Genomic DNA, 18,438 nt, shown 5'->3' with positions numbered 1-18,438 from the left:
TTTGGGATTTAAATATTGGATTTGTATTGTATCGTTTAGTCTAAAATAAAACTAACACTTACATTTGCTGTAATTTCAATTTCTCCAATTGCTAATGTTTCATTTGAAGGCACAGCATCTGCAGATTCTTTCATTCTCATAGCAGCATACATTGGCTGTGGATGATAGATTTGTGAATTATCTGAAATGGTATAAGCCTTACCTACTTTTTGCCCTAAAACAGAAACATAATCTTCTGCCTTTGCTTTGGCATCTTTAATTGCTAATTTTCTGGCTTCTGATTGATACTGGGCTAGTTTAGACGATTCAAAAGAAACGTTATCTAAACGGTTAATTCCTTGTTGAACTAAACCTTCCATCAATTCATCATATTTAGCTAAATCTTTTACTAAAATTTCGACTGTCTGAACAGCATTATAGCTTGTTTTCTTTTTTTCGTAATCATATTGCGGATTAAGAGCCACTTGTTTTGTTCTGAAATCTGTTGTTGGAATATTCATTTTTTTGATGAATTTCAACACAGCGTCCATTTTTTCGTCATTTTGCTTTTTGACGTCTTTAGCATTATTTCCCTTAGTTTCAACTGTAGCTGAAATAGAAACCTGATCTGGAGCTACTTTTACTTTTCCTTCTCCATTTACATTGATCTGCGGAATTTGTTTGGTCTCCTGGCCGTAAGACATAGTCATAAACATGATTGTTAAAAATAATACTACTTTCTTCATTTTTGTTATATTTTAAAATTATTGATAAGGGCATTTCAAAAGTTATGCCAGCATTATAATTTTCCTAATTTAGCCATAACAAAAAGTATTAAAATCGGAATTGCTAATAAAATAACCATCAAACTGTGGTCTACAATTAAGGAAGGTTCTTTTACCAAAGTAATCAAATAACCACCTATAGCACCTCCAAAGTGTGCTGTGTGCCCAATATTGTCATTTTTGGCTTTCATTCCGTATATCGAATACAATAAATATAAAATTCCGAACAAATAAGCGGGCATCGGAATGACAAAAAAGATTCCCAACATCATATCGGGCTGCAATAATATGGCAGAATATAAAATTCCGGTCACGGCGCCCGAAGCCCCTACCGCACGGTAACTATAATCATTTTTATGAAACAGCATTGTTAGCAGGCTCCCAAAGATCAAACTTCCAAAATAAATCAGAACAAAAGAAATGGTACCGAGCCATTCGATCACAACCGGTGCGAAAAACCAAAGAGTCAGCATATTAAATATTAAGTGCATCATATCAACATGCAAAAAACCGGATGATAACATTCTGATTTGTTCTCCTGAACGAATACTTCCAACATGAAATTCGTATTTTCTAAAAAAAGCAAGATCATTAAACCCTTTATAACTAATCAAGGCATTGGCAACTATAATTCCAACCAGAACGGTATTAACGGTATTCATAAATAATATTTAAAGTGAACGGTAAATATAATCATTCTTCAACACAACTTGAGAACAAACCAAAACATCCAACGTTATCATTTTTACTTTATCTTTGTAAAAAAAAGTTACATGCAATTCCTTGTTTATATTATAGCCTACCCTTTTTTATGGCTTATCTCTATACTTCCATTTAGAATATTTTACTGGCTTTCAGATTGTGTTTTCTTTCTTGTCTATCATGTTATTGGCTATCGAAAAAAAGTCGTTCGGGGAAATCTTGCTTTAACTTTACCACATTTAAGTGAAACTGAAAGAAAAGAGATCGAAAAGAAATTTTATCAGCATATGTGTGATATGTTTTTGGAGATGATCAAAACAATGAGTATCACCCCTGAGGAAATGGAGAAAAGATTTACCATTACCAATATGGATCTTTTTCATGAATATGAAAAAAAGGGGAAAAGTGTTGTTCTGGTAGCTTCACACTATGCGAGCTGGGAATGGCTTTTAACACTTAACAAAAGAATGCTTTTTAACGGCGTTGGAGTTTATAAAAAAATTGCCAATCCTTATTTTGATAAACTGGTTCGCAAAATCAGAGGAAAATATGATGCCGAATTGGTTGAAACTAAAAAAGCAATTCCGTTAATGGCACAAAACCAGCGTGACGGAATTTTAAGTCTCTATGGTTTGGCCAGTGATCAATCGCCAAAACTGGACAGAATTTTTCATTCGATGAAATTTATGGGAATTGAAGTTCCAGTTCATACTGGAGCTGAAATGCTGGCTAAAAAATATGATTTAAGTGTTATTTTTATCAAAGTAAAAAAAGTAGGAAGAGGTTATTATGAAGCGACCATTGTTCCAATTGCTGATGACCCAAAAGAATATGAAAATTTTGAAATCACTGAGAAATATTTAAGAGAAGTAGAAAAACAAATCTATGAAGCTCCTGAATATTATTTATGGACGCACAAAAGATGGAAACATCGCATTCAATAATACTCTTTTATTAAAATAGGTAAAAGTCCAAAAGGCAATATTGCTTTTTGGGCTTTTCTTTTATGTAAGTAAGCCAAACCTGAAAACTATGCTTTTAAGATATTAAAAAGAGATTTTGATGGGTTTTTGTAATGATTTTTTCTGATTTTAAACAAATGGTATTTTATACAAACAGTATACATTTGAAGTTGATTAAAAATCTATCCAAAAACCACATTAAAAGTATTACCATGTCTAAAAAATTACGCTTTACATTTTTGATCTCGGTCATCTATATAACTACTTTTGCTCAAAGTCCAAAAAGAGGTATTGCTTACGGCAATAATTCTCTTGCAGATTTAACAGCTCTAAAACCAGGTATTTCGTGGTGGTACAATTGGGGTTCATCACCTGAAAATGATATTAATGCAAATTATGAATCTCTAGGTGTTGAATATGTGCCAATGGCCTGGGGAAAAATTAGCGATGCCGAAGTACAGGCTTTCATCAACAGAATAAAACCGGGTGCAAAGTATTTACTAGCTTTTAATGAGCCAAACTTTAATGATGGTGCCAGATTAACGCCGCAAGAAGCAGTTAATGCATGGGTAAATGTAGAAAAGATTGCAGCAGCAAAAAATTTAGAAATTGTAAGCGCTTCGCCCGCATACAATGGCCCCGATAACTATGGAGGTTATACAGATCCTGTAGCATGGCATAATCAATTTTTTCTTTTATGTCCGAGTTGTAAAGTGGATTATATTGCTTTTCATACTTATGACAGTTCATCAGGATCGGTTATAGGTGTTACTGGAAATCTTAAAAGATTTAATCGACCAGTTTGGGTAACAGAATTTGCAAACAGAGTTATTCAGACTGCAGCCGAGAAAACAACATTTATGAGAGAAATCATTAACAGTTTTGAAAATGATCCTGATATTTACAGATATTCATGGTTTACAGGAAGAGTTCCTGCAGATTGGACCGATATGCAGGAAGGTCAATTATTAGCACCTGAAAGTGGTGTTCTAAAGCCAATTGGGACAGAATATATAAATACAAACTACACTGCAAAAAAAATAAATGTTCCGGGGCGAATAACAGCCAACAAACACTATAGAAGAAAGGGAACAGGCTTACAAAACACAACAGATTCCGGAACTGGTCAAAATGTTTGTTTTATTGAAGCCGGAGATTGGAATGAATTCATGTTAAATGTTGCAGATGCCGGAACTTATAATTTGACTTTTAGAGTAGCATCTCCAACAATTGCAGGAAAATTTGACATTTTAGTTAATGATGTTGTAGTAAAAACAGATGAAATTTTCCCAATTACAGGTGGTTATCAAACCTATGCTGACAAACTTGTAAGCGGGGTTACACTACCCAAAGGAGAAGTCTATCTGAAAATCAAGTTTAAATCAGATGATATGAATTTTAACTTTATTGATGTTACTGCAGCTAACTTAGGTGTAAACGATCCAATTCTTGAGAAAGATTTCTTTACTGTTTATCCAAATCCAATTAAAACACAAGCAACACTTCATATAAAAGCAGACGTGACTGAACCTTTAAATTTGAAGATTATCGACATGAAAGGTATTTTATGTTATTCATCAAATGATCATTTTACAAATGAAGATATTAAAATTGGGGATAAACTTTCAACAGGAGTTTATATAGTAATAGCCACTTATGGCACAGTTAAAAAATCGATAAAAATCATCAAAAACGAATAACCAACTCTCTAAAATAATTCCAAAAAAAAACTCTTTCAACTTAATGAAAGAGTTTTTTGTTTGAAACAGATTTAAAAATCTTAAAACCTTAGTATCTTAGAATCTTTTCTAACTAAATTCCGGCAATTGCTTTTATTTCATCTATAATTCGAAGGGCTAAAACATCAGCTTTTTCCTGAGAAGGAGCTTCAGTGTAGATACGAATAATCGGCTCTGTGTTTGATTTTCTTAAATGAACCCATTCTGTAGCGAAATCAATTTTTACACCATCAATCGTAGTAATATCTTCGTTTTTATATTTTTCAGTCATGGCAACCAAAATAGCATCAACATCAATTTGTGGTGTTAATTCAATTTTATTTTTGCTCATATAATACTCCGGATAGGAAGCGCGTAATGCCGAAACTGACATTTTCTTATTTGCCAAATGCGTTAAGAATAGCGCCACTCCAACCAAACTATCACGTCCGTAGTGAGATTCAGGATAGATAATTCCACCGTTTCCTTCACCACCAATAATAGCGTTATTTTTCTTCATCAACTCCACTACATTCACCTCTCCTACAGCGCTTGCTTCGTAGTTTCCGTTATGCGCTTTAGTAACGTCACGTAGAGCACGTGATGATGACATATTTGAAACTGTATTTCCTGGAGTTTTACTCAAAACATAATCGGCACAGGCCACTAATGTATATTCTTCTCCAAACATTTCTCCGTCTTCGCAGATGAAAGCCAAACGGTCAACATCCGGATCAACTACAACTCCTAAATGTGCTTTTTCTTTAACTACCAATTCTGAAACATCAGTCAAATGTTCTTTCAAAGGTTCCGGATTATGAGGAAAATGTCCGTTTGGTTCGCAATATAATTTTACTACTTCAACGCCCATTAATTCTAATAATTTCGGAATAATAATTCCACCAGAAGAATTTACTCCGTCAACAACAACTTTAAACTTAGCTGCTTTTACAGCTTCAACATCAACCAAAGGCAAGTTTAAAACCTCGTCGATATGAATATCCATATAAGCATCATTCACTGTAATTTCTCCCAAATTATCAACATCAGAGAAATCGAAAGCTTCTGCCTCTGCAATTTCAAGAATTTTTGCTCCTTCGGCTCCGCTTAAAAATTCTCCTTTTTCATTCAATAATTTTAAAGCATTCCATTGTTTTGGATTGTGAGAAGCCGTTAGAATAATTCCTCCATCTGCTTTTTCTAATGGTACAGCAACTTCTACCGTTGGTGTTGTTGAAAGTCCAAGATCAATTACATTAATTCCTAAACCTATCAACGTATTTACTACAAGATTATGAATCATCGGACCAGAAATTCTGGCATCACGACCAATCACAACCGTTAATTTCTCTTTTGGAGTATTGTTTTTCAGAAAAGTTCCATAAGCTGATGCAAATTTTACAGCATCAACCGGAGTCAGGTTATCACCAACTTTTCCTCCTATAGTTCCGCGAATTCCGGATATTGATTTTATTAAAGTCATTTTTTTGAGATATGGTTATTTTTATTTACAAATATAGAAAAGTTACTAAGGTTCTTGTAAAAAAAGTTATTAAGGTTCTAAGATTACAAGTTTTAAGTTTAAAGCCATTATCATTCTTTAAACGATGTCAAAAAGTTTTCATACTTTTACTAAATAAGCTTAGAAACTTAGTAATTATAAAAAGTATACTTTAGTAAATAACCTTAGAATCTTAGCAACTTAGAACCTTAGTACCTTATAAAAAAAATGAACTTCCTAGCCCACATATATCTTTCAGGTGATAATGATTTGATCAAAATCGGTAATTTTATGGCGGACGGTATTCGTGGAAAACAGTTTGAACATTTTCCTAAGGATGTTCAAAAAGGGATTATATTACACCGTTTTATAGATACTTATACAGATTCGCATGATGTTTTTAGACAAAGTACCAAACGGTTACATGAAAAATACCATCACTATGCGGGCGTGATTGTAGACATTGTTTACGATCATTTTTTAGCTAAAAACTGGAGCAACTATTCTGGTGAAAAACTAGAAGATTTCATCAATAGATTCTACAATTCACTTCATACCAATTATGATATTCTGACTGAAAAAACACAAGATCTGATGCCTTATATGATCGAAAGAAACTGGCTTTTAAGTTATCGAACAGTGGACGGCATTCGTCAGATTTTAACCCAAATGGATCGAAGGTCGAAAAACCTTTCTAAGATGCAATTTGCCAGTGAAGAGCTTAAAGAATTCTACGCCGAATTTGAGCAGGAATTCACGACTTTCTTTGGAGAAATGCAACTTCAGGCCAAACAAAAATTACTTTCCTTATAAAATCAATTGATTCTATAAAACCAATATTTTCTCCTCTATGAAAAAAATTACATTCTTATTCTCATTTATTTCCGTTTTTAGTTTTGCGCAACAAAATCCAACCGGACTGGTTACTTCAAAAGCCATGGTCGTTTCGGCAAGAGAAGAGGCATCTAAAATAGGTGCTGATATTATGAAAAAAGGAGGAAATGCTTTTGATGCAATGGTTGGAACTGAATTAGCTCTTGCCGTTGCTTTTCCGTTTGCCGGAAATATTGGTGGTGGTGGTTTTATGGTTTATCGAAAAGCTAGTGGGGAAGTTGGGTCATTAGACTATCGCGAAAAGGCACCTTTAGCAGCATCAAAAGATATGTTTTTAGATCAGGATGGAAATGTAATTAAGGGAAAAAGTACTGAAACTGCTTTGGCAATTGGTGTTCCGGGAACGGTGGCAGGCGTTTTTGCAGTTCATAGAAAATTTGGCTCGATGCCGATATCCGAAATTTTAAAACCTGTCATTGCTTTAGCCGAGAGGGGCGTTATAGTTACCAAAAAACAAGAAAAAAGTCTAAATGATTATCGTGATGCTATTGTAAAAGTAAATGGGTCAACCACTTTGTTAGCAACTAATTTTAAAGAAAAAGACACTATTAAATATCCGGCACTTGCCAAGACTCTAAAACGAATTTCTAAGAATGGCAGAAATGAATTTTATAAAGGTGAAACGGCTAAAATCTTAGTTGAGTATCTTCAGAAAAACGGTGGAATTATCACTTTGGAAGATTTGTCTAAATATGAAGCAAAATGGAGAAAACCACTTCAATTTACTTATAAAGATTTAAAGATTACTTCAATGTCTCCACCAAGCAGCGGGGGAATCTGTCTGGCTCAAATTCTAAAAATGATTGCTCCTTATGATTTGGCAAAAATGGGACATAATTCTCCCGAAGCCATTCAGGTCATTGTGGAAGCAGAAAGAAGAGCCTACGCAGACAGAAGTCAGTTTTTAGGCGATCCTGATTTTATAAAAATTCCTGTAAACGCATTACTTTCCGGAGATTATTTGAAAGACCGAATGTCCACTTTTAATGTTGACAAAGCCAGTTTATCCTCAGAAATAAAAGAAGGAAAAGTAACTTACAATGAAAGTACAGAGACTACTCATTATTCTATAGTTGATAAATTCGGAAATGCAATTGCGGCAACCACAACCCTAAATGACGGTTACGGCTCTAAATATTATTGTGATGAATTGGGTTTCTTTTTAAACAATGAAATGGACGATTTTAGTGCCAAACCAGGATCTCCTAATATGTTTGGTTTAGTTGGAAATGAAGCCAATAGCATCGCACCTCAAAAAAGAATGTTGAGTTCAATGACTCCGACAATTGTTGAGAAAGATGGAAAACTTTTTATGGTGGTGGGCACTCCCGGAGGTTCTACCATTATAACATCGGTTTTGCAAACTATTTTGAATGTATATGAATACAAATTGAGTATGCAGGAAGCTGTAAATGCACCAAGATTTCATCATCAATGGTTACCAGATCTTATTACTTTTGAACCTGGTACTTTTGATAACACTACGATCAATAAGCTTAAAGCGAAAGGCTATTTAATTAATGAGAATCCAACGCCAATAATTGGTAAAGTAGATGCTATTTTGGTACTTCCAAACAAAACTTTAGAAGCAGGAGCCGATTTTAGGGGTGATGATACTGCAGTGGGGTTTTAAATTAAAATAGATTTTAAATAAAAATCATACAATTTTGAATGTTATAAGCTAAATTTGCACTATTCCCCTAATTTTTACAGACAGAATGCTAAAAAAATATTTTAGAAAACTAGAAAGCGTTATTGCTTTGGCACAGTCCTTAATGACACCAAAGCAGTTTATTTTTTTATCAAGTGTTTTAATTGGTATTTCATGCTCTTTGGCGGTAATCGTTTTAAAAACTTTTGCCCATAGCGTTTTCTCTTTTGCAACTTATATCAATGCTATTTTAAAATTGAGTTTTATCAACAGTATCTTGCCTATTATTGGTATTCTGCTTACTGTTTTTGTTGTCAAAAAAGTCCTTAACGGAACCATCGAAAAAGGGACTTCTCAAATCTTATATGCTGTCGCTAAAAAAGCCAGTATTATTCCGAGAAAACAAATGTATGCCCAAATTGTAACCAGTTCCTTAACGGTTGGCTTAGGAGGCTCTGCAGGTCTTGAAAGCCCAATCGTGGTTACAGGAGCTGCGTTTGGCTCTAACTTTGCCCAAAATTATAAATTACAATATAAAGACAGAACATTACTTATTGGCTGTGGGGTCGCTGCGGGAATTGCAGCCGCTTTTAATGCACCTATTGCCGGAGTTTTATTCGCTATAGAAGTTTTATTGGTTGATGTCAGTATTTCTGCCTTTACTCCCATCATGATTTCAGCGGCCACCGGTGCTTTGGTTTCTGCAATTGTTCTGGATGAAACTATTTTATTGTCCTTCAAAAAACAAGAAGCTTTCAATTATCATAATATTCCGTTTTATGTTATTCTTGGTATTTTAACTGGCTTTATAGCCGTTTATTACGCTAGAAATTTCCAAAAAGTAGAGCATTATTTTGCACACTTGAAAATGGGTGCTTACAAAAAAGCATTAATTGGTTCTTCATTACTGGCCTTACTTATTTTTGTTTTTCCAACGCTTTTTGGTGAGGGTTATGAAAGTATTAAAACCTTATCTGAGGCTGATCCGGGTAAAATTCTGGACAATACCTTATTTGGAGATTTTAGAAACAACCAATGGGTCTTACTTCTTTTCGTTGGATGCACGATGATGGTAAAAGTTTTCGCTTCAGGTTTAACTATTGGTAGTGGAGGAAACGGAGGAAACTTTGCTCCTTCTCTATTTTTAGGGTCTTATCTAGGTTTCTTTTTTTCGAAATTTGTAACCATGATTGGTTTATCAAAATTACCAATCAGTAATTTTACAATGGTTGGAATGGCGGGTATTTTGAGCGGATTATTTCACGCTCCATTAACCGCAATATTCTTAATTGCAGAAATTACCGGAGGTTATAGTTTAATGATTCCTCTAATGATTGTCTCTTCTATAAGTTTTGCAATCTCGAAACGTTTTGAAAAATATTCACTTGATGTAAAAGGTCTGGCTAAAAAAGGGCACGCTTTTACAAGTAATAAAGACTCCAATATCTTATCCACTTTGGATATTGATACTATCATTCAATGCGATTACCTGACTGTTCATCCGGAAGAAAACCTAACTAAATTAGTTGATCTCATTTCGCACTCCAATCAAGTTGTTTTTGCTGTAGTAAATAATGAAAAAGAATTGGTTGGTGTAGTTCATTTTAATGATATCCGCGAAATTATTTTTAACACCTACCGCGTAAAATATACGCTGATTAAAGATGTCATGAAGACGCCATCGGCTACTATTTCTTCTTATGACAGTATGGAAATTGTGATGAGTAAATTCGAAAAATCAAAAACAGCCTTTCTTCCTGTTTTACGAAATGAAAAATATTACGGCTTCATTTCCAAATCTATAGCACTTGAAGCGTATAGAATGAAGTTGCGTTCTATGACAATTGAATAAGCTTAATATCGGATAGGTTAAAAATTTTATTTATCCGACATTAGAGAATTATCTTTGTAGGATTATGTGGAATATTGACTTAACATGCAGAGAAGAATTTCAATCAACATGTGATCAATTGGGCAAATGTATGCGCTTCACTTAAACGATCCTGAAAAAGGCCTTGATAATATGTGCAAAGCTTATAATTTGTATATTGAACAAAAATCACCATACAGAGCAGATGCCGAAAAAATCATTCAGATGATATATGCTGATCTGAAAAAAGTCGGTAAAGAAGATACTTTTGATAAAATTTTAGCAACAAACAACATCAAATCTAATTAGCGTTTTTTGTTACTAATTGTAACATAAAGTTTTGTAGTCTAGTATTAAAAGAACAAATCAAAGTGGTAACTTTGCGTTTTGCTCAAAATTATGTTAGAAAAAGACAATACTATTGAAGTTCTTGGTGCAAGAGTTCATAATCTAAAAAATATCGATATTTCAATTCCGCGTGAAAAACTGGTTGTAATTACCGGTTTATCAGGCTCGGGAAAATCATCTTTGGCATTTGATACGATTTATGCTGAAGGACAACGTCGTTATGTGGAGACTTTTTCGGCTTATGCCAGACAGTTTCTTGGCGGGCTAGAACGTCCTGATGTGGATAAAATTGACGGACTTTCGCCGGTTATTGCAATCGAACAAAAAACAACCAGTAAAAGTCCGCGTTCGACCGTTGGAACTATTACTGAAATATATGATTTCTTAAGACTTTTATACGCTCGTGGAGCTGACGCTTACAGTTACAACACTGGCGAAAAAATGGTTTCTTATTCTGATGATCAGATTAAAGATTTGATCATGGAAGATTTTAACGGAAAACGCATTAATATTTTGGCACCCATTATTCGAGCCAGAAAGGGACATTATGCCGAATTATTCCAACAAATCACCAAACAAGGCTTTCTGAAAGTTCGCGTAAATGGCGAGGTTCAGGATTTGGTTTCAGGAATGAAACTGGATCGTTATAAAACCCATGATATTGAAATTGTAGTCGACAGAATGTTGATTGAAGATACTGAAGAGAATCAAAAAAGATTATCTGAAAGTATTAATACTGCGATGCATCACGGCGAGAATGTACTGATGATTTTAGATCAGGACACCAATGAAGTACGTTATTTCAGTAGAAATTTAATGTGTCCTACCACTGGAATTTCGTATCAAAATCCGGAGCCGAATTTATTCTCTTTCAACTCTCCAAAAGGAGCTTGTCCGCATTGTAACGGATTGGGAACGGTTCACGAAATCAATATCAAAAAAATTATTCCGAATCCTAAATTATCTATTAAATCTGGAGGTTTTGCACCACTTGGCGAATATAAATCTTCCTGGATTTTCAAGCAACTGGAAGTTATTGGAGAAAAATTCGGATTTAAAATTACGGATCCGATTGAGAAAATTCCAGCAGAAGCAATGGATATGATTCTTCATGGCGGAAAAGATAAATTTACCGTAAACTCAAAGGATTTAGGGGTTACCCGCGATTATAAAATTGATTTTGAAGGAATCTCTCATTTCATCAAAAATCAATATGACGAAAGTGCTTCTACAACGATAAAACGTTGGGCAAAAGATTTTATGGACGAAGTGAATTGTCCGGTTTGTGAAGGTTCACGTCTGAAAAAAGAAGCGCAATTTTTCAGGGTAAATGATAAAAATATCACCGAATTGTGTGATATGGATATCTCTGACTTAACAGCCTGGTTTCAGGATTTGAATAGCCATTTAACAGACAAACAACTTTTGATTGCTTCTGAAGTTGTGAAAGAAATTAAAGATCGTTTGAACTTCCTGATGAATGTCGGTTTGAATTATTTGGCTTTAAGCCGAAGTTCAAAATCACTCTCTGGTGGTGAAGCACAACGTATACGTTTGGCTACTCAAATTGGTTCGCAGTTGGTTGGGGTTTTATATATTTTGGATGAACCGAGTATTGGTTTACACCAAAGAGACAATGAAAAACTTATTAAATCACTAGAACAATTACGTGACATTGGAAACTCTGTTATTGTTGTTGAACACGATAAAGACATGATCGAAACTGCAGATTATGTAATTGATATTGGTCCGAAAGCAGGAAAATACGGTGGAGAAATTATTAGTATTGGAACTCCGGCTGAAACTTTAAAATCGAATACGATTACCGCTCAGTATTTGAATGGTACAATGAAACTGGAGATTCCAAAAGAGCGTCGTAAAGGAAATGGTAAGTTTTTAAAACTAACCGGAGCGACAGGAAACAACCTAAAAAATGTTTCTATTGAATTGCCTTTAGGGCAATTGATTTGTGTGACTGGAGTTTCAGGAAGCGGAAAATCTACTTTGATAAACGAAACGCTCTACCCGATTTTAAACGCCTATTATTTTAATGGTGTGAAAAAACCACAGCCTTATAAAAAAATTGAAGGTTTAGAACATATCGATAAAGTAATTGATATTGATCAAAGTCCGATTGGAAGAACACCACGTTCGAATCCCGCGACTTATACTGAAGTTTTTACTGAAATCAGAAACCTGTTTACGATGACTTCTGAAAGTATGATTCGTGGTTACAAAGCCGGACGTTTTAGTTTTAACGTAAAAGGCGGACGTTGCGAAACCTGTGAAGGTTCTGGAGTTAGAACAATCGAAATGAACTTTTTACCAGACGTTTACGTAGAATGTGAAACCTGTCAGGGAAAACGTTTCAACAGAGAAACATTGGAAATTCGATACAAAGGAAAATCAATTTCTGATGTATTGAATATGACGGTTGATGAAGCAGTACCATTTTTTGAAAATATCCCGAAAATCTACAGAAAAGTAAAAACCATTCAGGATGTTGGCTTAGGATATATTACACTTGGTCAACAAAGTACAACACTTTCCGGAGGTGAAGCGCAACGTATTAAACTTGCAGGAGAGTTGTCTAAAAAAGATACCGGAAATACGTTTTATATACTAGATGAACCAACCACAGGATTGCATTTTGAAGACATTCGCGTTTTAATGGATGTAATCAACAAACTGGTTGATAAAGGAAATACAATTCTGGTTATTGAACATAATATGGACGTAATCAAACTTGCTGATTATATTATTGACATTGGTCCTGAAGGCGGAAAAGGCGGCGGACAATTGATCGCCAAAGGAACTCCTGAAGAAGTAGCGAAAAATAAAAAAAGCTATACGGCTAAGTTTTTGAAAAAAGAGCTAACTTAGTATTGATTTAAAATAGAATTCTTAATAATGAATAATTAGGATTATGAACAGTTTGACTTTAAAAGTAGATTTAGATTTTGACTAACTCTTAGGTTGTGAAACAATTATCGCCATCTGAAAAATTAAAACTAAATGAGGCTATTTGGAAAGAAGGAATAGAAATTCCAACAGAACATCAGGAAATTGTTTTAGATCGAATTAAAAAAAGTAAAGTATATCCTGAAAGAATGTTAGATTGGGATCAAGTTGCTGATAATATTATTTAGTAATTTCTTGGAAAAGTATAGAATTAAAATCGATGAAGATGCTTAAATGATCTTCGCGAAATTGTCATTTGGTATAATAATGCATTAAATGATTTAGGAATTCGATTTCACAAACAAGTAAAATTGCAAATAAATTCGTTAAAAAATAATCCATACAGCTGTTCAATACGTTATTCCGACATAAGATGTCTGGTTGTTAAAAAATTTCCTTTTATTATACATTACTCAATTAACGAAGAGTCATTCGTTGTTGAAATTTATGCCCTATTTCATACTAGTCGTAATCCCGAAATTTGGAAAACTAGACTCAAAAAATAAATAGTATTGACTTTCAAATTATTTAAGCAACTTTTTCTAAGTCATTGTTAATTAGTCTCAAACGAAAACCCTAAAATCTTAATTGTTACATTTAAATTAATAAATGGACATTCTTGTGACAATTCTCAAAAAAAGACTTAATTTAGCTAGCCGTTTTTGAAAAAACTTTTGATTTCGGTAAGGACTAATATAAAATCTATGAATCTAAAAGACAAGTTCAGTAACGTAGACCAATATTTTTCGCCTAAAATAATTGATGAAGTAAACGATCAATACATAAAGGTGGCTAAAATAAAAGGTCAGGAAATACCTTGGCATAATCACGAAAATGAAGACGAATTATTTTATATTGTTGATGGTGAACTTTTAATGGAAATTGAAAACGAGTCATCATTCACTATGAAGAAAGGTGAAATATTCGTCGTAAAAAAAGGAATAAATCACCGGGTTTCATCTGTTGAGGAATGTCTAATAATGCTTATAGAATCTAAGACAACAGAGCATACCGGAAAAGTAAAAAGCCCTATTACGAAATCAATTGAAGAACAAACCTATTAGTAACGGATTCTTCTTTTGAAAATGAGTGCCTTAACCCTGATGGCAACGGCATCCTTTTGTGCCGGAGTTCGGCACAAAAGATATAGTGGACAGCAGGAAACAGCTCCTTCTTTTGAGTATATTTATAACGACACAGCTAGAAATAAAAATATAATAATTAAAATACCTAAAATGAGATTAGAAGATTTTGATAATGATGAGGATAAAGTAATTCAGGATCGTTTGAAACAAAAAACGTGGAATGAAATTAGAACCAATGACAGCTGGGCGATTTTTAAAATCATGTCCGAATTTGTAAACGGTTACGAAAGCATGGGGCGTATTGGTCCTTGTGTATCGATTTTTGGATCAGCGAGAACAAAACCAGATGATAAGTACTATTTATTGGCGGAGAAAATTGCTTATAAAATTAGTAAAGCCGGCTATGGTGTAATTACAGGAGGTGGTCCCGGAATTATGGAAGCTGGAAATAAAGGTGCGCACTTAGGTGGCGGAACTTCGGTTGGTCTGAACATCGAATTGCCTTTTGAACAGCATTTTAATCCTTATATCGACCACGATAAAAACCTGAATTTTGACTATTTCTTTGTTAGAAAAGTAATGTTTGTAAAATACTCTCAGGGATTTGTAGTAATGCCTGGAGGTTTTGGGACTTTGGACGAAATGTTTGAAGCGATTACCTTAATCCAAACTAAGAAAATTGGAAAATTCCCAATTATTCTAGTGGGTGTTGAATTCTGGTCAGGGTTGATCGAATGGGTCAAAACTGTTCTAGTTGAAAAAATGCATACCGTAAGTCCTGAAGATTTAAACTTATTCAAAATCGTAGATACTGAAGATGAAGTAGTTGATGTTTTAGATAAATTCTATAAAAAGTACGATTTAAGTCCAAATTTCTAATTTTTAAATTATATCGCATTTTAAGTTACTCTAACTTTAATAAAAGGAAAACAAATTGTTTAAATGAATAAATAACGTTAAGTATCACAAAAATTGAAAGCTGTTTTTTAAAACAGCTTTTTTTATGCTATTTTTACAAAAAACCAAAACGACTTTACATTCGTAACTTAAAGTATACGCTAAATTATCCCGAGTCATCCTTGAAATCATTTTATAAATTCATATTCTTCATTTTAGTTTTATTCAGTTCAATAAAACAATATGCACAACATCAGTCTAAGATGGATGTGGCGGTTAATCTTGAACTTAAAACACTGAATATAAGACAGGATATTACGTATTACAACACCTCAAATGACTCTTTGGACTCAATTGTTTTGAATGACTGGAACAATGCTTTTTCAGATAAAAATACACCTTTGGCCAAACGTTTTTCAGATGAATTTTACAGAGGTTTTCATGTTGCCAAACCAGAGGAAAGAGGAAATACGACCATTTTGAGTTTGACAGGTTCTGATAATTTGGCTTTGGAATGGCAAAGAACCGATAAAAATCCTGATTTCATTGTTGTTAAGCTGAATCGAAAATTATCTCCAGGTGAAAAAATCGATCTACATCTTACTTATATTTCTAAAATTCCTAGTGCTAAATTTACGCATTATGGCTTTGATCAAAATGGAGGAATGAACCTGAAAAACTGGTTTATAAGTCCTGCCCGATTTGAAAGCCATCATTTTGTAAAAAATAACAATTTTAATCTGGATGATATTGCTAATACCAGCACAGATTACAAAGTTGAAATAAAGATCCCAAGTAATTATTCGATTACCACCGATTTGGATTCTGTTTCAAAAGATGATTCCAATTCTTCTTATAGTACCTATTCTTTTTATGGAACTAATAGAACTGATTTTAATTTATTTATTGAAAAACAAAATAGTTTCAGAAGTTATACTATGGGAGACTTAGAAGTGCTTTCAGATTTAAAAACGAAAAAACTTAACGACATTCAAAAAGCTATTGTTATCGACAGAGTAGCAACTTTTGCCAATGAATTTATTGGAAAATATCCACACAAAAGAATCACGGTTTCTCAGGTTGATTATGATCGAAATCCGTTTTATGGATTAAATCAATTACCATCCTTTATTAGTCCGTTTACAGATGAATTTATCTTTGAGATTACTTTTTTAAAAACCTACCTCAACAATTATCTCAAGAATAGTTTACGTCTTGATCCAAGAAGGGATAATTGGGTTTATGACGGAATTCAGATCTATACCATGATGAAATACATGGAAGAACATCATTTGGATCAGAAAATGCTGGGTAGACTTTCTGACATGAAACTCTTTAAAAGTTACAACATTACCAATATAACTTTCAACGAGCAGTACAGCTATTATTATATGCTGATGGCACGAAAAAACCTGGATCAGCCTCTTGGAGATCCAAAAAATAAGCTGATAAAATTCAACGAACAAATTGCCAGTAAATATCGTGCAGGTTTAAGCTTGAGTTATTTAGATGATTATCTGAATCATAATATTGTGCCTGAAAGTGTTCAGGAATTTTATAATCTGAATAAAAAAGAGCAGACAAACCGCTTTGACTTTGAAGCCATATTAACAAAAAATAGTCCAAAAAAAATCAATTGGTTTTTTGAGACTATTATTGATTCTCGCGAAATTATCGATTATAAATTCACCAATGTTTCGCGAACCAAAGACAGTATACAATTTCAGATCAAAAATAAAACGGGAATTTATGCTCCAGTTCCGATTTATGGAATTAAGAAAAATGAAGTCGTTTTTAAAACCTGGATTGAACCCACAAAAAATGATTCGGTTTATAACTTTGATCGAAAAAATGCAGATAAAATTGTCATTAATTACGACAATGAGGTTCCGGAATACAACCAAAGAAACAACTGGAAATCGTTAAAAAATGTAGTTATTGTCAATCGCCCGATCAAATTTAATTTTGCCAAAGATCTGGAAGACCCTTATTACAATCAGATTTTATATATTCCGACACTTAATTATAATTTATACGATGGTTTGACGCCTGGAATTCGTTTTCATAATAAAACCATTTTAGACAAACCTTTTACGTTTGATATCAATCCGGCATATTCTATAAATGCAGGAACAATTTCTGGTTCATCGGCATTTTCATGGAGCCAATATTATCGAAACAGTACACTCTATAATATACGTTATTCGATTAGTCAGAATTATTTTCACTACGCGCCGGATGCAACGTATTTGAGATTGAATCCAATGGTGCAATTCCGCATTCGCGAGAAAAATTTCAGAGACAACAGAAAACAACTTTTCTTATTGCGCGAGGTTATTGTAAATCGAGAGGCAAGTGAATATATTACTGATAATTCACCAACAAATTATTCTATTTTCAATTTGCGCTATTCGAATACAAAAACAGAATTAATCAATCATTTTAATTTCATGACAGATGTTCAGTTTTCTGGAGATTTTGGAAAAGTAGCTGCAGAAATTGAATATAGAAGATTGTTTGAGAACAACCATAAACTAAATCTGAGAATGTATGCCGGAACTTTTCTTTATAACAAAACAGATTCGGATTATTTTAGTTTTGGTCTAGATCGTCCAACAGATTATATGTTTGATTATAATTTTTATGGAAGATCTGAAAGCAGCGGTTTTTTTAGTCAGCAGTTTGTGATGGCTGAAGGTGGTTTTAAGTCCAAAATCGAACCCTCATTCGCTAACCAGTGGATGACAACATTAAATGCAAGTTACTCTGTTTGGAACTGGGTTGAAATGTACGGTGATATTGGTTTTATGAAAAGTAAGCATCAAAGTGCCGATTTTGTTTATGATACCGGAGTTCGTTTAAATCTGGTTCCGGACTATTTTGAACTCTATTTTCCGGTCTATTCAAATAACGGATGGGAAATCACGCAAACAAAATATAACGAAAAAATAAGATTTGTTATAACATTATCACCTAAAACATTAGTCAATCTTTTTACCCGAAAATGGTTTTAATTGAATAAATTTTAATCAAAAAGATGCATTATTATTATTAAATTATGTTTTTTATTTAAAATAACATAAAT

At 33.5% G+C, this 18,438-nt stretch carries 14 protein-coding genes and 1 pseudogene; 12 read left to right on the top strand and 3 right to left on the bottom strand.

Annotation, left to right across the window (positions count from 1 at the left end):
* Positions 1-35: 35 nt before the first annotated feature.
* Complete coding sequence (locus Q7C23_RS20125; RefSeq protein ID WP_375034176.1) at positions 36-725, bottom strand: SIMPL domain-containing protein; 690 nt, start codon at positions 723-725, stop codon at positions 36-38.
* A 53-nt stretch (positions 726-778) separates the two neighbouring features.
* The gene (locus Q7C23_RS20120; protein ID WP_375034175.1) at positions 779-1,426 is read right to left on the bottom strand and encodes a rhomboid family intramembrane serine protease; all 648 of its coding nucleotides are present in this window, start codon (positions 1,424-1,426) and stop codon (positions 779-781) included.
* 111 nt (positions 1,427-1,537) lie between these two features.
* On the opposite strand from Q7C23_RS20120, the gene Q7C23_RS20115 reads away from it, so the two are divergent.
* Positions 1,538-2,410: a lysophospholipid acyltransferase family protein gene (locus tag Q7C23_RS20115; protein ID WP_375034174.1), complete on the top strand. Its 873-nt coding sequence runs from the start codon at positions 1,538-1,540 to the stop codon at positions 2,408-2,410.
* 230 nt (positions 2,411-2,640) lie between these two features.
* A complete protein-coding gene (locus Q7C23_RS20110) occupies positions 2,641-4,128 on the top strand; it encodes a glycosyl hydrolase (protein ID WP_375034173.1) in 1,488 nt (495 codons plus the stop codon).
* Positions 4,129-4,240: 112 nt separating this feature from the next.
* On the opposite strand, the gene glmM is transcribed toward Q7C23_RS20110, so the two are convergent.
* Positions 4,241-5,629 carry a phosphoglucosamine mutase gene (glmM, locus tag Q7C23_RS20105; protein ID WP_375034172.1) on the bottom strand — a complete coding sequence of 463 codons (1,389 nt, stop codon included), beginning with the start codon at positions 5,627-5,629 and terminating at the stop codon, positions 4,241-4,243.
* Positions 5,630-5,875: 246 nt separating this feature from the next.
* On the opposite strand from glmM, the gene Q7C23_RS20100 reads away from it, so the two are divergent.
* The 10 genes and pseudogenes from Q7C23_RS20100 to Q7C23_RS20055 all read left to right on the top strand — a co-directional run bounded on the left by Q7C23_RS20100 (position 5,876) and on the right by Q7C23_RS20055 (position 18,367).
* Positions 5,876-6,460: an ACP phosphodiesterase gene (locus Q7C23_RS20100; protein ID WP_375034171.1), complete on the top strand. Its 585-nt coding sequence runs from the start codon at positions 5,876-5,878 to the stop codon at positions 6,458-6,460.
* A gap of 37 nt (positions 6,461-6,497) precedes the next feature.
* Complete coding sequence (gene ggt / locus Q7C23_RS20095) at positions 6,498-8,174, top strand: gamma-glutamyltransferase (RefSeq protein WP_375034170.1); 1,677 nt, start codon at positions 6,498-6,500, stop codon at positions 8,172-8,174.
* 85 nt (positions 8,175-8,259) lie between these two features.
* Positions 8,260-10,044, top strand: a complete 1,785-nt coding sequence (locus Q7C23_RS20090; RefSeq protein ID WP_375034169.1) for a chloride channel protein — start codon at positions 8,260-8,262, stop codon at positions 10,042-10,044.
* Positions 10,045-10,170: 126 nt separating this feature from the next.
* The gene (locus tag Q7C23_RS20085) at positions 10,171-10,371 is read left to right on the top strand and encodes a hypothetical protein (protein ID WP_375034168.1); all 201 of its coding nucleotides are present in this window, start codon (positions 10,171-10,173) and stop codon (positions 10,369-10,371) included.
* Positions 10,372-10,461: 90 nt separating this feature from the next.
* Entirely contained in the window at positions 10,462-13,293 is a 2,832-nt protein-coding gene (gene uvrA, locus Q7C23_RS20080; RefSeq protein WP_375034167.1) for an excinuclease ABC subunit UvrA, read from the top strand.
* 95 nt (positions 13,294-13,388) lie between these two features.
* Positions 13,389-13,559, top strand: a complete 171-nt coding sequence (locus Q7C23_RS20075; protein WP_375034166.1) for a hypothetical protein — start codon at positions 13,389-13,391, stop codon at positions 13,557-13,559.
* A 54-nt stretch (positions 13,560-13,613) separates the two neighbouring features.
* Positions 13,614-13,877, top strand: a pseudogene (locus tag Q7C23_RS20070) (type II toxin-antitoxin system RelE/ParE family toxin); the annotation flags it as partial.
* A gap of 198 nt (positions 13,878-14,075) precedes the next feature.
* Positions 14,076-14,435, top strand: coding sequence for a cupin domain-containing protein (locus Q7C23_RS20065; protein ID WP_375034165.1), 360 nt, complete (start codon positions 14,076-14,078; stop codon positions 14,433-14,435).
* Between the two features lie 171 nt (positions 14,436-14,606).
* The gene (locus tag Q7C23_RS20060) at positions 14,607-15,335 is read left to right on the top strand and encodes a TIGR00730 family Rossman fold protein (protein ID WP_072976115.1); all 729 of its coding nucleotides are present in this window, start codon (positions 14,607-14,609) and stop codon (positions 15,333-15,335) included.
* 281 nt (positions 15,336-15,616) lie between these two features.
* Positions 15,617-18,367 carry an aminopeptidase gene (locus tag Q7C23_RS20055; RefSeq protein WP_375034210.1) on the top strand — a complete coding sequence of 917 codons (2,751 nt, stop codon included), beginning with the start codon at positions 15,617-15,619 and terminating at the stop codon, positions 18,365-18,367.
* Positions 18,368-18,438 lie beyond the last annotated feature (71 nt).

Origin of the sequence: Flavobacterium sp. LAR06 (genome assembly GCF_041946075.1) — a bacterium.
In the GTDB taxonomy this organism is placed as follows: domain Bacteria; phylum Bacteroidota; class Bacteroidia; order Flavobacteriales; family Flavobacteriaceae; genus Flavobacterium.
Note: the sequence above shows the minus strand (reverse complement) of the source record. Positions and strands in the feature narration are given on the sequence as shown.